Origin of the sequence: Variovorax multivorans (assembly GCF_051216835.1) — a bacterium.
Lineage (GTDB): Bacteria > Pseudomonadota > Gammaproteobacteria > Burkholderiales > Burkholderiaceae_C > Variovorax.
On sequence record NZ_JBPJZL010000015.1, the window covers coordinates 1 to 16,667 of the forward strand.

15 protein-coding genes are annotated in these 16,667 nt (G+C 68.1%); 8 read left to right on the forward strand and 7 right to left on the reverse strand.

Annotation, left to right across the window (positions count from 1 at the left end):
- The 4 genes from ACSFCA_RS29775 to ACSFCA_RS29790 form a co-directional block, all read right to left on the reverse strand.
- Nucleotides 1–651, reverse strand: a 651-nt coding sequence (locus ACSFCA_RS29775) for a c-type cytochrome (protein ID WP_435462014.1), incomplete at its 3' end; no start/stop codon positions are given.
- A gap of 84 nt (nucleotides 652–735) precedes the next feature.
- A complete protein-coding gene (ligD, locus tag ACSFCA_RS29780) occupies nucleotides 736–3,219 on the reverse strand; it encodes a DNA ligase D (protein ID WP_435462015.1) in 2,484 nt (827 codons plus the stop codon).
- Between the two features lie 15 nt (nucleotides 3,220–3,234).
- A complete protein-coding gene (gene ku, locus ACSFCA_RS29785; RefSeq protein WP_435462016.1) occupies nucleotides 3,235–4,179 on the reverse strand; it encodes a non-homologous end joining protein Ku in 945 nt (314 codons plus the stop codon).
- A 63-nt stretch (nucleotides 4,180–4,242) separates the two neighbouring features.
- Nucleotides 4,243–5,253, reverse strand: a complete 1,011-nt coding sequence (locus tag ACSFCA_RS29790; protein ID WP_435462017.1) for a succinylglutamate desuccinylase/aspartoacylase family protein — start codon at nucleotides 5,251–5,253, stop codon at nucleotides 4,243–4,245.
- 149 nt (nucleotides 5,254–5,402) lie between these two features.
- On the opposite strand from ACSFCA_RS29790, the gene ACSFCA_RS29795 reads away from it, so the two are divergent.
- Nucleotides 5,403–5,669 (forward strand): hypothetical protein, encoded by a 267-nt coding sequence (locus tag ACSFCA_RS29795; RefSeq protein ID WP_435462018.1) that lies wholly within the window; start codon nucleotides 5,403–5,405, stop codon nucleotides 5,667–5,669.
- Here ACSFCA_RS29795 and rpe read toward each other — a convergent pair.
- Nucleotides 5,659–6,354, reverse strand: coding sequence for a ribulose-phosphate 3-epimerase (gene rpe / locus ACSFCA_RS29800; protein WP_093054169.1), 696 nt, complete (start codon nucleotides 6,352–6,354; stop codon nucleotides 5,659–5,661). The two genes, ACSFCA_RS29795 and rpe, sit on opposite strands and share 11 nt — an antisense overlap.
- Nucleotides 6,355–6,463: 109 nt before the next feature.
- Here rpe and ACSFCA_RS29805 point away from each other — a divergent pair, with 109 nt between their 5' ends.
- The 6 genes from ACSFCA_RS29805 to thiL all read left to right on the forward strand — a co-directional run bounded on the left by ACSFCA_RS29805 (nucleotide 6,464) and on the right by thiL (nucleotide 13,862).
- Nucleotides 6,464–7,843: an RDD family protein gene (locus ACSFCA_RS29805; protein ID WP_435462019.1), complete on the forward strand. Its 1,380-nt coding sequence runs from the start codon at nucleotides 6,464–6,466 to the stop codon at nucleotides 7,841–7,843.
- Nucleotides 7,844–7,892: 49 nt separating this feature from the next.
- Nucleotides 7,893–8,288 (forward strand): Co2+/Mg2+ efflux protein ApaG, encoded by a 396-nt coding sequence (gene apaG, locus ACSFCA_RS29810; protein ID WP_435462020.1) that lies wholly within the window; start codon nucleotides 7,893–7,895, stop codon nucleotides 8,286–8,288.
- 120 nt (nucleotides 8,289–8,408) lie between these two features.
- Complete coding sequence (locus ACSFCA_RS29815) at nucleotides 8,409–10,394, forward strand: site-specific recombinase (protein ID WP_435462021.1); 1,986 nt, start codon at nucleotides 8,409–8,411, stop codon at nucleotides 10,392–10,394.
- Nucleotides 10,391–11,662 carry a cation:proton antiporter gene (locus ACSFCA_RS29820; RefSeq protein WP_093077040.1) on the forward strand — a complete coding sequence of 424 codons (1,272 nt, stop codon included), beginning with the start codon at nucleotides 10,391–10,393 and terminating at the stop codon, nucleotides 11,660–11,662. Before ACSFCA_RS29815 ends, ACSFCA_RS29820 begins: the two co-directional genes overlap by 4 nt.
- On the forward strand, nucleotides 11,659–12,873 hold the full coding sequence (locus ACSFCA_RS29825; RefSeq protein ID WP_435462022.1) for a YbdK family carboxylate-amine ligase: 1,215 nt from the start codon (nucleotides 11,659–11,661) through the stop codon (nucleotides 12,871–12,873). The genes ACSFCA_RS29820 and ACSFCA_RS29825 overlap by 4 nt, the downstream gene beginning before the upstream one ends.
- A 32-nt stretch (nucleotides 12,874–12,905) precedes the next feature.
- Complete coding sequence (gene thiL, locus ACSFCA_RS29830) at nucleotides 12,906–13,862, forward strand: thiamine-phosphate kinase (RefSeq protein WP_435462116.1); 957 nt, start codon at nucleotides 12,906–12,908, stop codon at nucleotides 13,860–13,862.
- 24 nt (nucleotides 13,863–13,886) lie between these two features.
- On the opposite strand, the gene ACSFCA_RS29835 is transcribed toward thiL, so the two are convergent.
- Nucleotides 13,887–14,597, reverse strand: coding sequence for a DUF3053 domain-containing protein (locus tag ACSFCA_RS29835; RefSeq protein WP_435462023.1), 711 nt, complete (start codon nucleotides 14,595–14,597; stop codon nucleotides 13,887–13,889).
- Between the two features lie 36 nt (nucleotides 14,598–14,633).
- Entirely contained in the window at nucleotides 14,634–15,530 is an 897-nt protein-coding gene (locus ACSFCA_RS29840; protein WP_258351545.1) for a LysR family transcriptional regulator, read from the reverse strand.
- 97 nt (nucleotides 15,531–15,627) lie between these two features.
- On the opposite strand from ACSFCA_RS29840, the gene ACSFCA_RS29845 reads away from it, so the two are divergent.
- Nucleotides 15,628–16,653, forward strand: a complete 1,026-nt coding sequence (locus ACSFCA_RS29845; RefSeq protein WP_435462024.1) for a Bug family tripartite tricarboxylate transporter substrate binding protein — start codon at nucleotides 15,628–15,630, stop codon at nucleotides 16,651–16,653.
- Nucleotides 16,654–16,667: the final 14 nt, after the last annotated feature.

A 16,667-nucleotide genomic window follows, 5' to 3' on the forward strand; every position in this document is an offset into this window, starting at 1 on the left:
CATCGTCGGCGCGCGCGGCGTGTGGCAGCTGCCGCAATGCCCCAGGCCCTGCACCAGATACGCACCCCGCGCCACCGACATGTCGGCATAGCGGGCGGCGTCGAAGGCCACGGCATCTGGTTGCGGCGCGAATGCCTTGCGCCACAGCGCCATCGGCCAGCGCATCGACAACGGCCAGGCAATGCCGCGTGGATGCGGTTGCGACGGGGCCGGCGCCACGCCATGCATGAAAAAGGCATACAGCGCGCGGACGTCGTCGTCACTCATGCGCGCATACGACGGATAAGGCATCGCGGGGTACAGCGAGTCGCCGTCGATCCGGATGCCGTGGCGCACTGCGCGATCGAAGTCGGCGAGCGTGTAATTGCCGATGCCGCTGTCGTGATCGGGCGTGATGTTGGTGCTGTACATCGCACCGATGGGCGAAGCCAGCGGCAGCCCGCCGGCGAATGGCGCTCCGCCCGGCGACGTGTGGCAGGCCACGCAATCGCCCGCCTGGGCCAGGTAGCGGCCCTTGTCGATGAGAGCTTTCGAATTGCTGTCGGACGCGGCGGCGATGGCCCGCGTGGTCGTGGGCCACAGCGCAAGAGCCAGCACTGCAATGATGATGAGTACGGTGATGCCTGCGAAAGGCCACAGAAGTTTCTTCATCGTCGTTGCAGTCTCCTTGCGCCGCTGAATGACGTCAAGCAAATGATGAAGAGGAATGGCTCTTGATACTTTCGGATCAGCGCATCACTCCGGCTTGTAGCCGAGCAGCTTCATCGCCGCAGCAAGCCCCTTGCGGCTGCGCTCCATCGCGGCCCAGGGCTTGTTGCCGATGTCGAAGCGCTGCGCCGCGTTGGCGACTGTCCATTGCGCAGCGCTCGTGAGCTCCGGCAACTCTTCCCACGCAAGCGGCACCGACACACCCAGCCCCGGGCGCGAACGCGCCGACCACGCGCTGACGGTGGTCGCGCCGAAGCCGTTGCGCAGGTAGTCGACGAAGACCTTGCCCACGCGGTTGCGCGGCCCGCTCTTGGCGACGAAGCGCGCCGGAATGGTCTGCGCGAGATGCGCCACCACGGCCTGCGAGAAGCCCTTGACGGCGTCCCAGTCGTACTGGCGCCGGATGGGCACGACCACGTGCAGCCCCTTGCCGCCGCTGGTCTTCAGGAACGAAGGCAGGCCCAGTTCGTCGAGCAGCGTGCGCACCAGCATCGCGGCCTCCTGTATCTGCGGCCATGCCACGCCTTCGCCGGGGTCGAGGTCGAAGGTCATGCGGTCGGGCTTGCCGATGGCGCGCGAGGTGGCGTTCCAGGTGTGCAGCTCGATGACGTTCATCTGCGCGGCGCCGAGCAGGCCCTGCTTCGTGTCGATCTGCAGCAGCGGCTCGTGGCCCGGGTCGAGCGCGGGATCGAGCAGGCGCACGCCGGGAATCTCGCGGTTCTGCAGGTGCTTCTGGAAGAACAGCTCGCCGCCCACGCCCTCGGGCGCGCGCACCAGCGACACCGGCCGGCCGCGCAGGTGCGGCAGCATGAGCTTGGCCACGCCGTCGTAGTAGGCGGCGAGCTCGCCCTTGGTGATGCCGCTGTGCTTGTCGATCACGCGGTCGGCGTGGGTGATCTTCTGCTGGGACATGGGGGTGCTCTTTCTCTTTCCTTCCTCCGGCCGCTCGCGGCGGATGTCGCGAGCGGGCTTGTCGGCGCGCAGGCCTTGAAAGACGGCCTGGCGCACGCGGTCTTCGCGCGTCCACTCGCCGAACGAGACCTCGGCCACGAGTGATGGCTTGACCCACTGCGCCTTGATGCCGCGCGGCGTGGGCGTGAACGGGCAGTCGTCGGTGGACAGTCTGTCGAGCTTCGTCTTGATGTCGGCGAGGCGATTGGCGTCGAAGCCAGTGCCGACGTTGCCGCAGTAGCGAAGGCGCCCGGTGGCCTCGTCGTGCACGCCGAGCAGCAACGAGCCGAAGCCCGTGCGCGTGCCCTTGGGCGTGGTGTAGCCGCCGATCACGAATTCCTGGCGCTGCTGGTTCTTGAGCTTGATCCAGTCGGGCGAGCGGCGCGACACATACGGCGAGCCCTTGCGCTTGCCGACAATGCCCTCGAAGCCGATGCGCGCCGACGACGCGAGCAGGTCGCGCGGCGAGGCGTCGAAGGCTTCGCTCAGGCGCAGTGGTGCGGGCGGCTTCTTGCCGAGCAGCTGTGCGAGCCGTGCGCGGCGCTCCTCGACCGGCATGTCGCGCAGGTCTTCGCCATCGAGAAAAGGCGCGTCGAACAGCCAGTAGACGATGGACGATGTCGCGCCGCTGTCGAAGGCGTTCTGCAGCGCCTGGAAGTCGGGCGCGCCGTTTTCGCCGTCGACGGTGATCTCGCCGTCGAGCCAGGCCGAGTCGGTGGGCAGCTTCGCGAGGGCCTTGGCGAGCGCGGGCAGCTTCGCGGTCCAGTCGTGGCCGTTGCGGGTGAAGCAGCGGACCTTGCCCTTGTCGATGCGTGCGAGCAGGCGGTAGCCGTCGAACTTGAGCTCGTAGAGCCAGTCGCCGGGGGACGGCGGTGGCGAGGCTGCGAGTGTGGCGAGCTGGGGCTGAAAGGTGGCGGGGAGTGCTGTCTTCTTTGCGGGCGCCTTCTTCGTTGCGGCTTTCTTCGGCGGCTGATCCACCTCGTCCACGCCGCGCCCGGTGATCACGCTCGCCGGTTGTTCTTCGAGCACGTCGTAGTCGTCGAGCGCACGCGCATCGCCGTCGCGCTCCTTGATGAGCAGCCAGGGCTCGTGCTTCTCGTCGCCCTTGCCGTGCATGCGCACCAGCGTCCAGTGGCCGTGCAGCTTCTCGCCGCGCAGCTCGAACTTGAGCTTGCCGGCCGCGAGCGCCTTGCGCGCATCGCCGTCGGGCAGCCAGTCGCCGCGGTCCCAGACGATGACGGTGCCCGCGCCGTACTGCTTCGGCGGGATGGTGCCCTCGAAGCTGGCGTACGAGATCGGGTGGTCTTCGACGTGCACGGCCATGCGCTTCACGGTCGGGTCGAGGCACGGCCCCTTCGGCACGGCCCAGCTCTTGAGCGTGCCGTCGAGTTCGAGCCTGAAGTCGTAGTGCAGATGGCTCGCGTGGTGCTTCTGGATGACGAAGGACAGCACGCCCTTGCCATTCCTGCCGCCGGCCTTGGGCTCGGGCGTGCGGGTGAAATCGCGCTTGCCGTGGTAGCGCGCCAGCGCCTTGCGCGCGGTCGATGCGGTGGTGCCCATGGCGGCAGGCCGGCGTCAGGCTGCGCGGCGATGGCGGACCGGGGCCTTGCGCGCTGCTGTCTTGGCGGCGGGCTTGCGCTTCTTCGCCGCGGCCTTGGGTGGGGGAGCTTCTTCTTCGCCGGCAGCCTTCGCCTTGCCGCGCAGGCTGCGCTGCAGCAGTTCGGTCAGGTCGATGATCTTGGCGCCGCGGCCTTCGGTGGACTGCTCTTCTTCAGGCTCGGGTTGCGTCACGGTCTCGGTCTGGCCGGCCTTCACCTTCTTGTCGACAAGCCGCAGGATCTCGTCCTTGAACTCGTCCTTGAATTCAGTCGGGTCCCAGTCGGCGCTCATGTCGTCGACCAGTTGCTTCGCCATCTTGAGCTCGCGCTCGCTCAGCCCGGCCTTCTTCGCGTCTTCGGAGGGCAGCGGCAGGTCGGTCCACGGGCGGATGTCGGCGCCCCAGCGCAGCAGGTTCAGCACGAGGCCGGGGCCGACTGGCACCAGCACGGCGAGGTGCTGCTTGGTCTGGATGACGACGCGCGCCACGCCCACGCGCCCGCTGCGCTGCAGGGTTTCGCGCAGCAGCGCATACACCTTGGCGCCGCGATTGATCGGTGCCACGTAGTAGGGCCGCTCCAGGTACACGAAGGGAATGCCGTTGGCCGGCACGAAGGTCTCGATCTCGATGGTCTGCGTGGTCTTGGGGTAGGCGGCCGCGATCTCCTTGTCGCTGATCACCACGTACTCGCCGTCCTCGTATTCGACGCCCTTCACGATCTGCTCGCGCGCGATTTCCTTGCCGGTCTTCTTGTTGATGCGCTTGTAGCCGACCGGGTCCATGGTCCGCTTGTCGAGCCAGTCGAAATCGATGCCGTGGTCGGTGGTGGCTGAATACAGCGCCACCGGAATGTGGACGAGGCCGAAGCTGATGGCGCCCTTCCACAGGACGCGCGGTGCGGGGGCTTTTTTCGAGACTGGCATGGGCACACTCCTTCAGCCTTGGAATGTGCGCCGCCCATGTGCGGGCGATGTAGGAGCGCGGCGTCAGGCCGTGCCGGCCACCGGCCCGAGCCGGCGCTCGCTCGGGCGCGCGAAATAGAACCACTCGGCGCCCGGCAGCGCCATCGCGTTGGGGAACACGATGAAGCCGTCTTCGGGAGCGCTTACCAGCGAGCCGTCGTGGCGCATGCCGATGGGTTCGCCACGCTGCACTTCGTCGAAGGTGGCCCAGTCGCGCACGAAGCTGTCTTCCTCGTGCAGGCGGTCGGTCACGCTGGCAAGGCGCAGCAGCTTGGGCGGCTGCTCCGGCGCGCCCGACAGCCCTTCGGGCAGCGCCGCCATGCCCAGCAGCGCAAGCGTGCGGCGGATGGCGCGCCACGCCACCTCAGGTGCCTGCGGGTCCAGGTGCTGGCCGCATTCGAGCGTGACGCCGTAGCCGCCGCGGCTGCGGATGTATTCGTTGGTGCCACGGCCGAAGTCGAGCGCGGCCTCGTCGGCCGGCGTGCCGCCCGCGCGCTGCGCGAGGCCGGCGGCGTAGATGTCGAGCCAGCCCTCCACCACGATGGGCGTGCCGATGTGCAGCGCGAGCTGGCCCTCTTCAAACGAACGGGCGAAGGGCTCCAGCGTGCCGGTGTTGTCGCGCGGGCCGATCATGGCAAAGGCCTCGCCCTCGCTCTGGAAGGAATGCAGGTCGAGCAGCACCTCGTGGCGCGCGATCAGCGGGGCCAGCACGTTGGTCACGCGGGCTTCGTAGTCGACGGGTGCCTCGGTGGGGCGGAACAGGCGGTTGAGATTGCGCTCGCCCTCGCGCTGCAGGCGGCGCCGCGCGAGCGGGTTGGCGACGGGCACCAGGGTCAGCTCGCCGCGCTTCAATTGCAGCGTGCCGGCCTCGAACTCGGCAAGGATGCGCTCGATGCCCAGGGTGCCGGAGACTTCGTCGCCATGCACGCCGCCCATCACGAGCAACCGGGGACCGGGGTTCAGCGAGGCGAAGGCGTGGATGCGCAGGCTGTCGGTGGCAATGCCGGCAAATGGATCTGAGGGATCGGAGGACATCCGGGGATTATTGCGGAGCCCCTTCCCTGCGCGCAAAGGCGCTACTCATTTCATAGCAGACTGCAACACCTACAGGGGCTGGCTTGCATGTCCTACCGACCAGGCGGCGGTCGCGACGCAGGCTCGTTCTTCATTGAAGGAGCCCCCGCATGAGCAAGAGCAGCAAGAGCAAGACCGCGCCGGCCGATCCTCAAAAGGATACCGGCGGCGGCAATACCAAGGTGGAGCAAGGCGGCGAATCGGCGCCGCGCCTGCCACACGAGCACGACCAGTCGTCCGACAGCCAGCAGACGCCGGACGGCCGTCCGACCGAGGTGGGCCGCCAGGCCCATGAAGACGTGGAGCGCGGCCTGGTCGATACCGACCGCGGGCTGGAGGCCAACCGCGTCTACAAGAGCGGGAAGATCAAGCGCTGACGACGCCGGCCAGCTGCTTGCGCATGTCAGTGATGACGGCGCCGTAGTCCTTGGCGTTGAAGATGGCGCTGCCCGCCACGAAGGTGTCGGCGCCGGCCGAGGCCACGCGCGCAATGTTGTCGGCCTTGATGCCGCCGTCCACCTCGAGGCGGATGTCGCGTCCGCTCTGCTCGATGCGCTTGCGCGCGAGTTCGATCTTGCGCAGGGCCGAGTCGATGAAGCTCTGGCCGCCGAAGCCGGGGTTCACGCTCATGATGAGGATCAGGTCGATGTCGTCGATGGCCCAGTCGAGCGCCTCGAGCCCCAGCCCGGGGTTGAACACCAGCCCGGCCTTGCAGCCGGCCGCCTTGATGGCCTGGATGCTGCGGTGCGTGTGGGGCGAGGCGTCGGGGTGGAAGCTGATGTAGTCAGCGCCCGCTTGCGCGAAAGAGGCCGCCAGTGCGTCGACCGGCTGGATCATCAAGTGCACGTCGACGGGCACCGGGGTGCCGTCGGCGGTCTTGGCGTAGGGCTTGAGTGCCTGGCAGATCATCGGGCCGAAGGTCAGGTTCGGCACGTAATGGTTGTCCATCACGTCGAAATGGATCCAGTCGGCGCCGGCCGCAATCACGTCGGTCAGTTCTTTGCCGAGGTGCGCGAAGTCGGCGGACAGGATGGAGGGCGCGATGCGAAACGGGGTGCTCATGCCCCCGATTGTCGCTTCAGCCCCGCCCGCTTGTCCTTGGAGCAAGGAGTACTTCCCGATACATTTGTGTGGCCCGTAGAGGGCGGCACTACAGGACGGGGGAGCTTCCATGGACGAGGGCTGGTGGTACGCACAGGGCGAAGACAGGCAGGGTCCGCTGTCGAGCGCGCAGATCCATGAACGCATTCGCACGGGCATCATCGACGCACAGACGCTGATCTGGCGTCCGGGCCGGCTGGCCTGGAAGCCCCTGCACCAGGTCGAGGAACTGATGCAGCCGGGCGTGCGCATGGAACCCGTGCTGCTACAGGACTTCGGGCCCGCCGCAGTGCGCGAGGCGCCGCCTTTGCCCGACGAGCAACCAGCCCCGGACCGCCCGATGCCCGCGCCGCAGTCCGCGCGACCCGACCCGGAACCGTGGCTGTCCGACGGTCCCCTGGAGGCACCCGCACCGCAAAGGCGCACCCCCGGCCTGCCGGCGGCCGGCCCGTGGCGCCGCTTTTTCGCCCGTCTCTTCGACGTCTGGACGATGTGCCTGCCCGCCGGCTTCTTCATGGCCGCGGTGGTGGGCCGCATCTGGCCGGCCTTCGGCCTGTGGATGGAAAACCCGTCGTCCACGCCAACGCTCGGGATCATCTTCCTGCCCGTGGCGCTGGTCTTCGAAGCCATCGTCTTCGGCCTGTTCGGCACGACGCTGGGCAAGCTGCTGTTCGGCGTGCGGGTCAGGCTTCACGACGGCGGGCGGCCCACTTTCCTCCAGTACCTGGGGCGCGTGGCGTGGATGTACCTGTCCGGCCTCGGCCTGGGCATTCCCTTCGTCACGCTGTTCACCATGGGCCGCCAGTTCTTCGAGGTGAAGGAGGGCCGCCCCGCCACCTACGACGCGAAGCGCTACCTGGTGCAGGCGGCGGGAACGGGCGTGTTGCGCACGGGCCTGGCCGTGACCGCACTGGCGGGCCTCGTGGCCGGCGTGGTCTTCATCAACCAGCGCGAGGCGCAAAGAAGCATGCGCTTCTACGCCGGCTTCGAGTGGACGAACCCCGTCACGAAGCTGCGCGCGAGCATCCCGCGCGGGTGGCAATACCGGGAGCAGTCCAACACCACCGGCGACGTGGTTCACACCTTCTTCTCGGACACCGTGGTCGCGGTCTTCGCCGTGGAAGGTGGCATGGAGCAGGTGAGCCTGGACGAGTACCAGCGAATCTGGGCGATGGCGGTGCGCCCGTCGATGGAGCTGGACGCACGCGCGCGCCCCATCAACGTCAAGGGCCGCCTGGGCCTGCAGATGAAGGGTGCGATGACCGCGGACGCCTCGCGGCACGTGGATGCCACGCTGCTGAAGAGCGGCACCCAGGTCTGGCGCATCGTGCTGGTCGGCACCTCGGACCGGGACCCGGACACGGCCGCCACCGCGGCGCTGCGCGACCTGCTGTTCCAGACTGTTCCGGCCGCAGCGCCCGAGAGCACGCCGAAGGGCAACACGGTCTGACGTCGCCCGGCGGACGTGGGGGAGAGGGCCTGCAGTTACCATCGCGCCCATGTCACACAGCCCCTTCAGCGTGCAAGTCGAACCGCGCTACCTGGCCGACCAGTCGTCGGCCAAGGACAACATCTACACCTTCTCGTACACGGTCACCGTCACCAACACGGGGACGGTGGCTGCCCAGCTGATCGCCCGCCACTGGCTCATCAACGATGCCTCGGGCCATGCGCAGGAGGTCAAGGGCCTCGGCGTGATCGGCCAGCAGCCGCTGCTGGCGCCCGGCGAATCCTTCCGCTACACCAGCGGCTGCCGCCTGCAGGCGCCCAGCGGCACGATGCATGGCAGCTATTTCGTGGTGACGGAAGAAGGCGAGCGCTTCGACGTGCCGATTCCGATGTTCGTGCTCGAAGCGGACGTGGGCGGAGCCCCCGTCTCCCGCGTGCTTCACTAGGTACTCCCCCAGGCTTCGCGCACTTCGTGTCGCTTCGCCACCCCCCCTCGCCGGGGGCAACACCTGCGGCCCGGCAAAGCCGGTTCCGCGGTGTTCCCCGGCGCTTGACGAGATCGTTCCATGGCTGCCGCATCGCGCGACTTGCAGGGGCTGCTTGCCGGCCTCGACCCGACAGCCGACGTGGCACAGCGCCACATCTGGCTCATCAATATCTTTGACTGGCTGCGCGGCGACCGCGCCTCGCCCCAGGCGGCCATGGGCCGCGTGCAGCTGCTGCTCGACGCCATCGAGGCGCGGCCCGAGCTGCGTGAGCGGCTGCGCGCCTGGTGGCGAGTGTTCACGCAGACGGTCGACCTGACCACGCTGCTGGCCGACTACGGCTTCGCCCCGCGCACCGCCTTCGCCAGCGAGCTGGGCGAGCGGCTGCGCCGCAAGATCCTGCCCGGCACGCCCGAGACCACCGACGCGTCGGACCTGTTCCGCATGGTGCTGCCCGGCGTGTTCGACGCGGGCTGGATCGCGCTGCTCGACGAGACGCAGCTGGCCCGCATCGGCGCGCTGCTGGCCGATGCGGCGCTGGACGACGACGGCGCGCCGCGCTGGCGCCACACGGTAATGGACGCCGTTACCTACTGCAGCAGCCAGGTGGTGGCGGCCGGCTTCTCGCCGGAGCTGCGCCTGCGCATGAGCACCGAGGTGCTGGGCCAGGGGCGCCCTTTTCATTCGCTGATGGCCGATCTCGACGAACTGCGCGAGCAGATGTTCGACCGGCCCGGCGAGCCCCGCGACGAGGAGGCGCTGCAGGCCGCCTTCATGGCCTTCCGCGACCGGCTCGACGCCTGCCGGGCCGGTGCCGCCTCGGTCTACACGCACCTGGAAGACAACGGCATCTCGGTCGGGCTGGTGTTCCGGCTGCGCCAGTTGCGCGAGCGGGTGCTGCGCATCCGCGAACTGCTCGACTGCCTGATGGCGCCCAACCCCGCGCCCAGCGTGGCTCGGCTGGTCGGGCGGCTGGTGCTGGCGGGCGGCGAACGCAACAGCATCCGCGCGCTGATCGCCTCCAACTCGTCGATGCTGGCGGCCAAGGTGACCGAGCGCAGCGCCGAGACCGGCGAGCACTACATCACCCGCGACCGCGCCAGCTACCTGCAGATGGTGAAGAAGGCCGCGGGCGGCGGCGCGCTCACGGCCATCACGGTGCTGCTGAAGTTCGGCATCTACGCGCTGGGCTTGTCGGCCTTCTGGAGCGGGCTGGGCGCGGGGCTGATGTATGCGGCCAGCTTCGTCGCAATCCAGCTGCTGCACCTGACGCTGGCCACCAAGCAGCCCGCGATGACGGCGCCGGCCATGGCGGCGCGGCTGCGCGACATCGATTCGGACGGCGCGGTGAGCGATTTCGTCGATGAGGTCGCGAACCTCGTGCGCTCGCAGGTGGCGGCGGTGCTGGGCAATGTGCTGGTGGTGGTGCCGGCGGTGGTGGGCATCGCCCTGCTGGCCCAGCTGGCGCTGGAGCGGCCCCTGCTCGACGCCGCGCATGCCGCGGCCACGCTGAAATCACTCTCGCTGGCCGGGCCGACCGCGCTTTATGCGGCAATCACCGGCATCCTGCTGTTTTCGGCCAGCATCGTCGCCGGATGGACAGAAAACGCCTTTGTCCTGCATCGCATGGACTCCGCCATGCGTTACAACCCCCGCATCGGCGCTTTTCTCGGCGCCGCACGGGCCCGCCGCTGGGCCGATTTCATGCGCACACACATCTCAGGCTTCGCCTCCAACATCTCGCTGGGACTCATGCTCGGGCTGCTGCCCGCGTTCGCGGGTTTCTTCGGGCTTGGCCTTGATGTACGGCACGTGACACTCTCGGCCGGACAGATCGCCGCAGCCGCGGCATCCACCGGCCTCGGGGTGCTGCAGCAGCCCGCGCTGTGGTGGGCGGTAGCGGCGATCCCGGTCATTGGCGCGCTCAATGTGAGCGTGAGTTTCTACTTCGCTTTCCGCCTGGCGCTGCGCGCGCACAGCGTGAGCCTCGGTGACCGCGCCCGCATCCGCAGCGCGATCTGGGCCCGCTGGCGCAGCCGGCCGGTGAGCTTTTTCCTGCCTGGATGAATTTGACGAGCTTCCTCAACGATCTGCTGGGCTTCTGGTCCGAATGGGTGCGCCCCTCGGCGGGCCTGCCCACCGTGCTGTGGTCGCTGCTGCTGGCGGCGGCGGCGGCTTCCGGCCACCTGGTGCAACGCTATCTTGGGTTTCCCAAGGTCATCGGCTATTCGCTGGTGGGCGCTGTGGTGGGCTTTGCCGGCTTCGAAGGCGCGATCTGGCCGCTACGGGGCATCAGCCTCTTTCTGCTCGAACTCGGCGTGGCCGTGGTGCTGTTCGAGGCCGGTGGGCGGCTGCCGCTACGCTGGTTCCGCCACAACCCGATGGTGCTGGTGCAGAGCCTGCTCGAAGCCACGCTGACCTACTTCGGCGTGTACTGGGTGCTCACGCTGCTGGGCCTGCCCGAGCCGGTGGCCAACCCGATCGCGCTGATGGCCATCGTCGCCTCGCCGGCGGTGCTGAGCCGCGTGATCATCGACACCCGCGCCGCCGGCCCCGTGACCGAACGCGCGATGACGCTGGCCACGCTCAACACCTTCTACGCGCTGGCACTGGGCTACGCGCAGGCCGGGCTGATCGAGCGCGCGCCGCAGACGATGCTGCAGAAGCTGTATCCGGTGGCGGTAGTGCTGGGCCTTTCGTTCGTGGTCGGCGGGATCATGGCGCTGGCGCTGCGCTCGGCCCTGCGGGTGATGAGCCCGTCGAGCGAGAACACGTCGATCCTGCTGCTGGCGATCATCGCGGCGGGCGCCGCGCTCACCGCGCACATCGGCGGCTCGGCGCCGCTGGCCGCGCTGATCGGCGGCGTGCTGCTGAAGACGCTCAACCCCAAGCCCTGGGCCTGGCAGCGGCAGCTGGGCACGGCGGCTTCGCTGCTGACCATGCTGATGTTCGTGCTGGTATCGATCGTTGCGGCGCAGGCCGACTGGACATTACCGGTGGCCAGCGTGGTGCTGGCCGTGATCGGCGTGCGCCTGCTGGCCAAGATTTCGGGCGTGGCCATTGCCAACCCGGGCAGCGGCGCGAGCTGGAAGCAGGCCTTCTGGGTCGGCTGCGCGATGTCGCCGCTGTCGTCGATTGCGCTGCTCATTGCCTCCAATTTCGCCACCGCCTCGCCGCTCTTGGGCACGATGATCACGCAGGTGGCCCTGCCCTCGATTTTGCTGATGGAGGTGGTGGGCGCGATGCTCGCCACAGTGGCCATCCACGCGGTGGGCGAGAGTTCGGTGCCCTGGATGCCCCAGGCCTTCAGCATCACGGAGGACACGCAGCGATGAGCACCGCAGTCAACAACAACACACCTATCGACCCGGACAGCGACGACGTACGCTCGGCACCGCTGCCTTCGGACCCCGAGAGCCGCGCGGTCAAGCTCGAACCTTTCAACAAGTCGGAGGCGCTGTCGCTCGGCGTGGAGCTGGAGCTGCAGCTCGTGAACACGCACGACTACGACCTGGCACCGTACGCCGAGGACATGCTGCGCCTGATGGCGCAGACCCCGCTGCCCGGCAGCGTGGTGCCCGAGATGACGTCCAGCATGATCGAGATCTCGACCGACATCTGCCACTCGGCGCAGGACGTGATCACGCAGCTGTCGCCCATTCGCGAAGCGCTGATCCGCAATGCCGACAAGCTCAACATCGCGGTGGTGGGCGGCGGCACGCACGCGTTCCAGCAGTGGCACGAGCGGCGCATCTATGACAAACCGCGCTTTCGCGAACTGTCGGAGCTGTACGGCTACCTGAGCAAGCAGTTCACCATCTTCGGCCAGCACGTGCACATCGGCTGCCCCGATGCGGACGCGGCGCTGCTGATGCTGCACCGCATGTCGCGCTACATCCCGCACTTCATTGCACTGTCGGCGTCTTCGCCCTTCGTGCAGGGGCAGGACACTCAATTCGACTCGGCGCGGCTGAACTCGGTGTTCGCCTTTCCGCTGTCGGGCCGCGCGCCTTTCACACTGAGCTGGAAGGAATTCGAGGCGTATTTCGAGCGCATGACTCGCACCGGCGTCGTGCGCAGCATGAAAGACTTCTACTGGGACATCCGCCCCAAGCCCGAGTTCGGCACCATCGAGATCCGCGTGTTCGACACGCCGCTCACCGTCGAGCGCGCCGCAGCGCTCGCGGGCTACGTGCAGTCGCTGGCAGCGTGGTTCCTGCAGGAGCAGCCCTTCGAGCCGACGGAAGACGACTACCTCGTCTACACCTACAACCGCTTCCAGGCCTGCCGCTTCGGGCTGGACGCGGTGTACGTCGACCCGGCTACCGGCCAGCACATGCCGCTGCGCGACCACATCCTGATGACGATGACCCAGCTCGAATGGCACAGCGAGGCGCTCAACGCCACGCAGGCGCTGGGCGAACTGCGAACCAGCGTGGAAGCCAACCGCAACGATGCACGCTGGCTGCGCGAGAAGCAGGGCAAAGAGCGGCTGCTGGCCGAGGTGGTGCGGCAGGCGTCGCTGCGCTTCCGCGGGCAGGCCTGAGCACGGCCTCAGCCCTTATGCTCACCCCCCATATGGGTGAATTCGACCTGATCACGCGCTACTTCAAGCGCCCCGCCACACGCTCCCCGCTGGGCGTGGGCGACGACTGCGCGCTGCTTGCGCCCGCTGCTGGCATGCAGCTCGCCGTGTCTTCCGACATGCTGGTCGAGGGCCGGCACTTTCTTTCCACCGTCGATCCGGCGCGGCTGGGCCACAAGGCGCTGGCGGTGAACCTCAGCGACCTGGCGGCCTGCGGCGCGAAGCCACTGGCCTTCACGCTCGCGCTGGCGCTGCCGGGCGTCGACGAGCCCTGGCTCGAAGGCTTCTCGCGCGGACTGTTCGCGCTGGCCGATGCGCATGGCTGCGAGCTGGTGGGCGGCGACACCACGCGCGGCCCTCTCAACATCTGCATCACGGTGTTCGGCGAAGTGCCGGCCGGCGCTGCGCTACTGCGTTCGGGCGCGCGCGCGGGCGACGACATCTGGGTGAGCGGCACGCTGGGCGATGCGCGGCTGGCGCTGGAGGTGTTCCGCGGCACGGTCGCGCTGTCGGCCGAGGCTTTCGAATCGACGCGCATGCGCATGGAGCAGCCTACGCCGCGCGTGGCGCTGGGGCAGGCCTTGCGCGGCATCGCCTCTTCGGCGGTGGATGTGAGCGATGGGTTGATCGGCGACCTGGGCCACATCCTCGGTTCGAGCGGCGTGGGCGCCACGCTCGATGCCGATGCAGCGACGGCCCTGATCGCTGCCGAGGCTCCCGGCCTGCGCACCGAGCTTTTGCGCACCTGCGCGCTCTCTGGCGGCGACGACTACGAGCTGGTCTTCACCGCTCCCGCCTCTGCGCGCGACGCGGTCACGCAAGCGGGACTGGGCAGCGTCACGCGCGTCACGCGCATCGGCCGCATCGAGGCCGATGTCGGCCTGCGCATCGTCGATGCAACCGGTGCGCCGGTGTCACAGCGCTTCGGCTCGTTCGACCACTTCGTCTGAGCTCTTGTTGTTGCGCCGCTCCGGTCAGGAGCCGCGCACCATGGCCTGCATTTTTTGCTGCGCGGCGTTGATGGCTGCCGACTGCCCGTTGAGTTGCTGCAGCATCTTGTTGAGCTCGGCCTGCACCGCCGGGTCGGTCACGGTGACCGAAGAGCCCGCGACCTGGATCTTCGACTTGTTCTTTTCCATGAAGTCGCCGATGGCCAGCGCGCTGTTGAACACCGTGTCGAGCGCGGGGAACACTTCCTTGAAGGTGGTGGCCGGCGCGGTCACGGTCTTGTCGAAGGCCTTGTCGTAGACCTGCTTCAGGTCGTCGGGCTGCTTGAGCTGCGCATGCGCGGCATCGGCCTTGGCGGTCTGCTGGTCGAGCGCGGTGCGCAAGGCGGTCAGGCCGTCCTTCGCGGCCTTGAGGTCGTCGCGGCGCGCCGGCAGGTCGGCAATGGAACGCAGCGCGCCTTTGGCCATGATCTGCGTCATGGGCTGGCTCACCGACTTGTTCATGCCTTCGTTGAAGTCGGTGATCACGGCGTAGTGCTTCGCGTAGTCGCCGAACGAGGTTTTCTCTTCCTCGTTAGGCACCGGCACGCGCAGGCCGGGCTTGTCGAGCACGCGGGTCTGCAGGAAGGTGGTGAAGGCCTTGCGCTGCTCGGCTTCCTTGTTGCCGCAGGCCACCAGCACGAAGCTGAAGGCCACCAGGAGCGACAGGGCCCCGAGACGTTGAATGAAAGTTCTCATGGGGACTGGCCCTCCCGTGTGTTGTGGATCGAAAAATTATAGGGAGCGCTTCAGGGCCTCTATGAAGGCGCGCGCCGCGGCCGAGAGCGAGTGGCCGCGCTTGGTGACGATCGAGATGTCGCGCGCCACGCGCGGCGAACTCAGTATCTTGATGACGAGCGAGGGATTGGCCTCCGCGCGCGCAAAGGCCGAGGGCATGATCGACGCGCCCATGCCGGCGGCCGTCATCCAGATGGCGGTGGAGAGGAACGAAACCTCGTTCACCACATCAAGCGCCACGCCCGCATCGGCCGCAGTGCCATCGATGAGCGGGCGCACGCCGTAGCCCGGGCGCACGGTGATGACGGGATGGCGCGCCAGGTCGGTCCAGCGCACCACCCGCGCCTTGGCCAGCGGGTGGTCTTCGCGGCACACCAGCGCGAGGTGGTCGCGCATGAGCCGCTGCACCTCGACCTCGGCGCCTGGCCGCTCGGGCGTGCCGATGCCGAAATCGACATGTTCGCCGAGGATGCGCGAGATGAACTGATCGGGCGCGCAGTCGTTCACCAGCACGCGCACGCCGGGGTGCTGCTCGTTGAACGCGCGCATGGCATCAGGCAGAAGCAAGGCCGAGAGCGTGGGCGTGATGGCCAGCGTGACGCGGCCGCGTTCGAGCGTGGCCAGTTCGCGGAAGTCGGCCGAGAGCGAATCGACGTCGCGCAGGATGCGCTCGACCGTGACCATCATCTGCTCGGCCGCCGCCGTGGCCTTGAGCGAACGCGTGGTGCGATCGAACAGGCGCGTGTCCAGTCCGTCCTCGAGCTGGCGGATCAGCATGCTCACCGCAGACTGGGTAACGAACAGCCGCTGAGCCGCCGCGCTGAGCTTTTTCAGCTGGTAGACCGCGAGGAATGCACGCAGCTGGCGGATCGTAGGACTGAAGTTCGTATTCATCAGCAAAGATGATATTTCATTAGAAATTTCTTGATTTACGAATGAATGCTGTCATCGTTCAATCATTGAAAAGACAGATCACATTCAAGGAGCCTCGATGGCAGTACCTCTTGCCGACGGGAAGAGCGCGCTTCGCAGGCAGCTCATGCTGGGCGCAGTCGGCGCGGCATTGACCGGCGGCTCGGCTTTCGCGCAGGCCCCTGCGCCATCACCCACAGTCGGCGATTTCCCGAACAGGCCCATCCGCATGATCGTGACCTTTCCGCCGGGCGGCAGCGCCGATGCGGTGGTGCGACTGATGGTGCCCCGGCTCAACGAGAAGCTGGGCCAGCCCTTGGTGGTCGACAACCGGCCCGGCGCTGGCGGCAACGTGGGGCTCGCGCTGGTGGCCAAGACGCTGGCCGACGGCTACACGTTGGGGCTGGGCGCGGCCGGCGCGCTGACCGCCAACGCCAGCCTGTACGCGCAGATGCCCTTCGACCCGGTGAAGGACTTCAAGCCCGTGGGCATGGTCGCGGCCACGCCCTTCGTGATCGTAGGACACCCTTCCCTGCCTGCGCGCACGCAGCGCGAGCTGATCGCGCTGGCGAAGGCGAAGCCGGGCACGCTGTCGATAGGCCATGGCGGCAACGGCACGGCCATGCACCTGTCGGCGGCGCTGTTCGCGCAGATGGCCGACGTGAAGCTGGTGGAAGTGCCTTATCGCGGCTCGGGCCCCGCGGCGCTCGACACCATGGCGGGGCAGATCCAGCTCGCGCTGGTCGACCTGCAGGCTTCGCTGCAGCAGATCCGCGCGGGCAAGCTGATCGCCTTCGCGGTGACCAGCGCACAGCGCGTGCCGATGCTGCCCGAGGTGCCCACGGTGTCCGAGGCCGGCCTGCCCGGCTACGACTCCACGGGCTGGTTCGGCGTGGTGGCGCCTGCGGGCACGCCCGCGCCCATCGTCGCGCGGCTCAACGCCGAGATCAACGCCGCGCTCGCCGACGAGCAGATCAAGGCCGCGATGCGCAACCTCGGCGCGGAACCTGCGCCGAGCTCGACCGAGGCCTTCGAGGCCTACATCCAATCCGAGACGAAGAAGTGGGCGAAGGTGATCCAGACCGCCCACATCCGGCTCGACTGACGGCACGCTCCCTT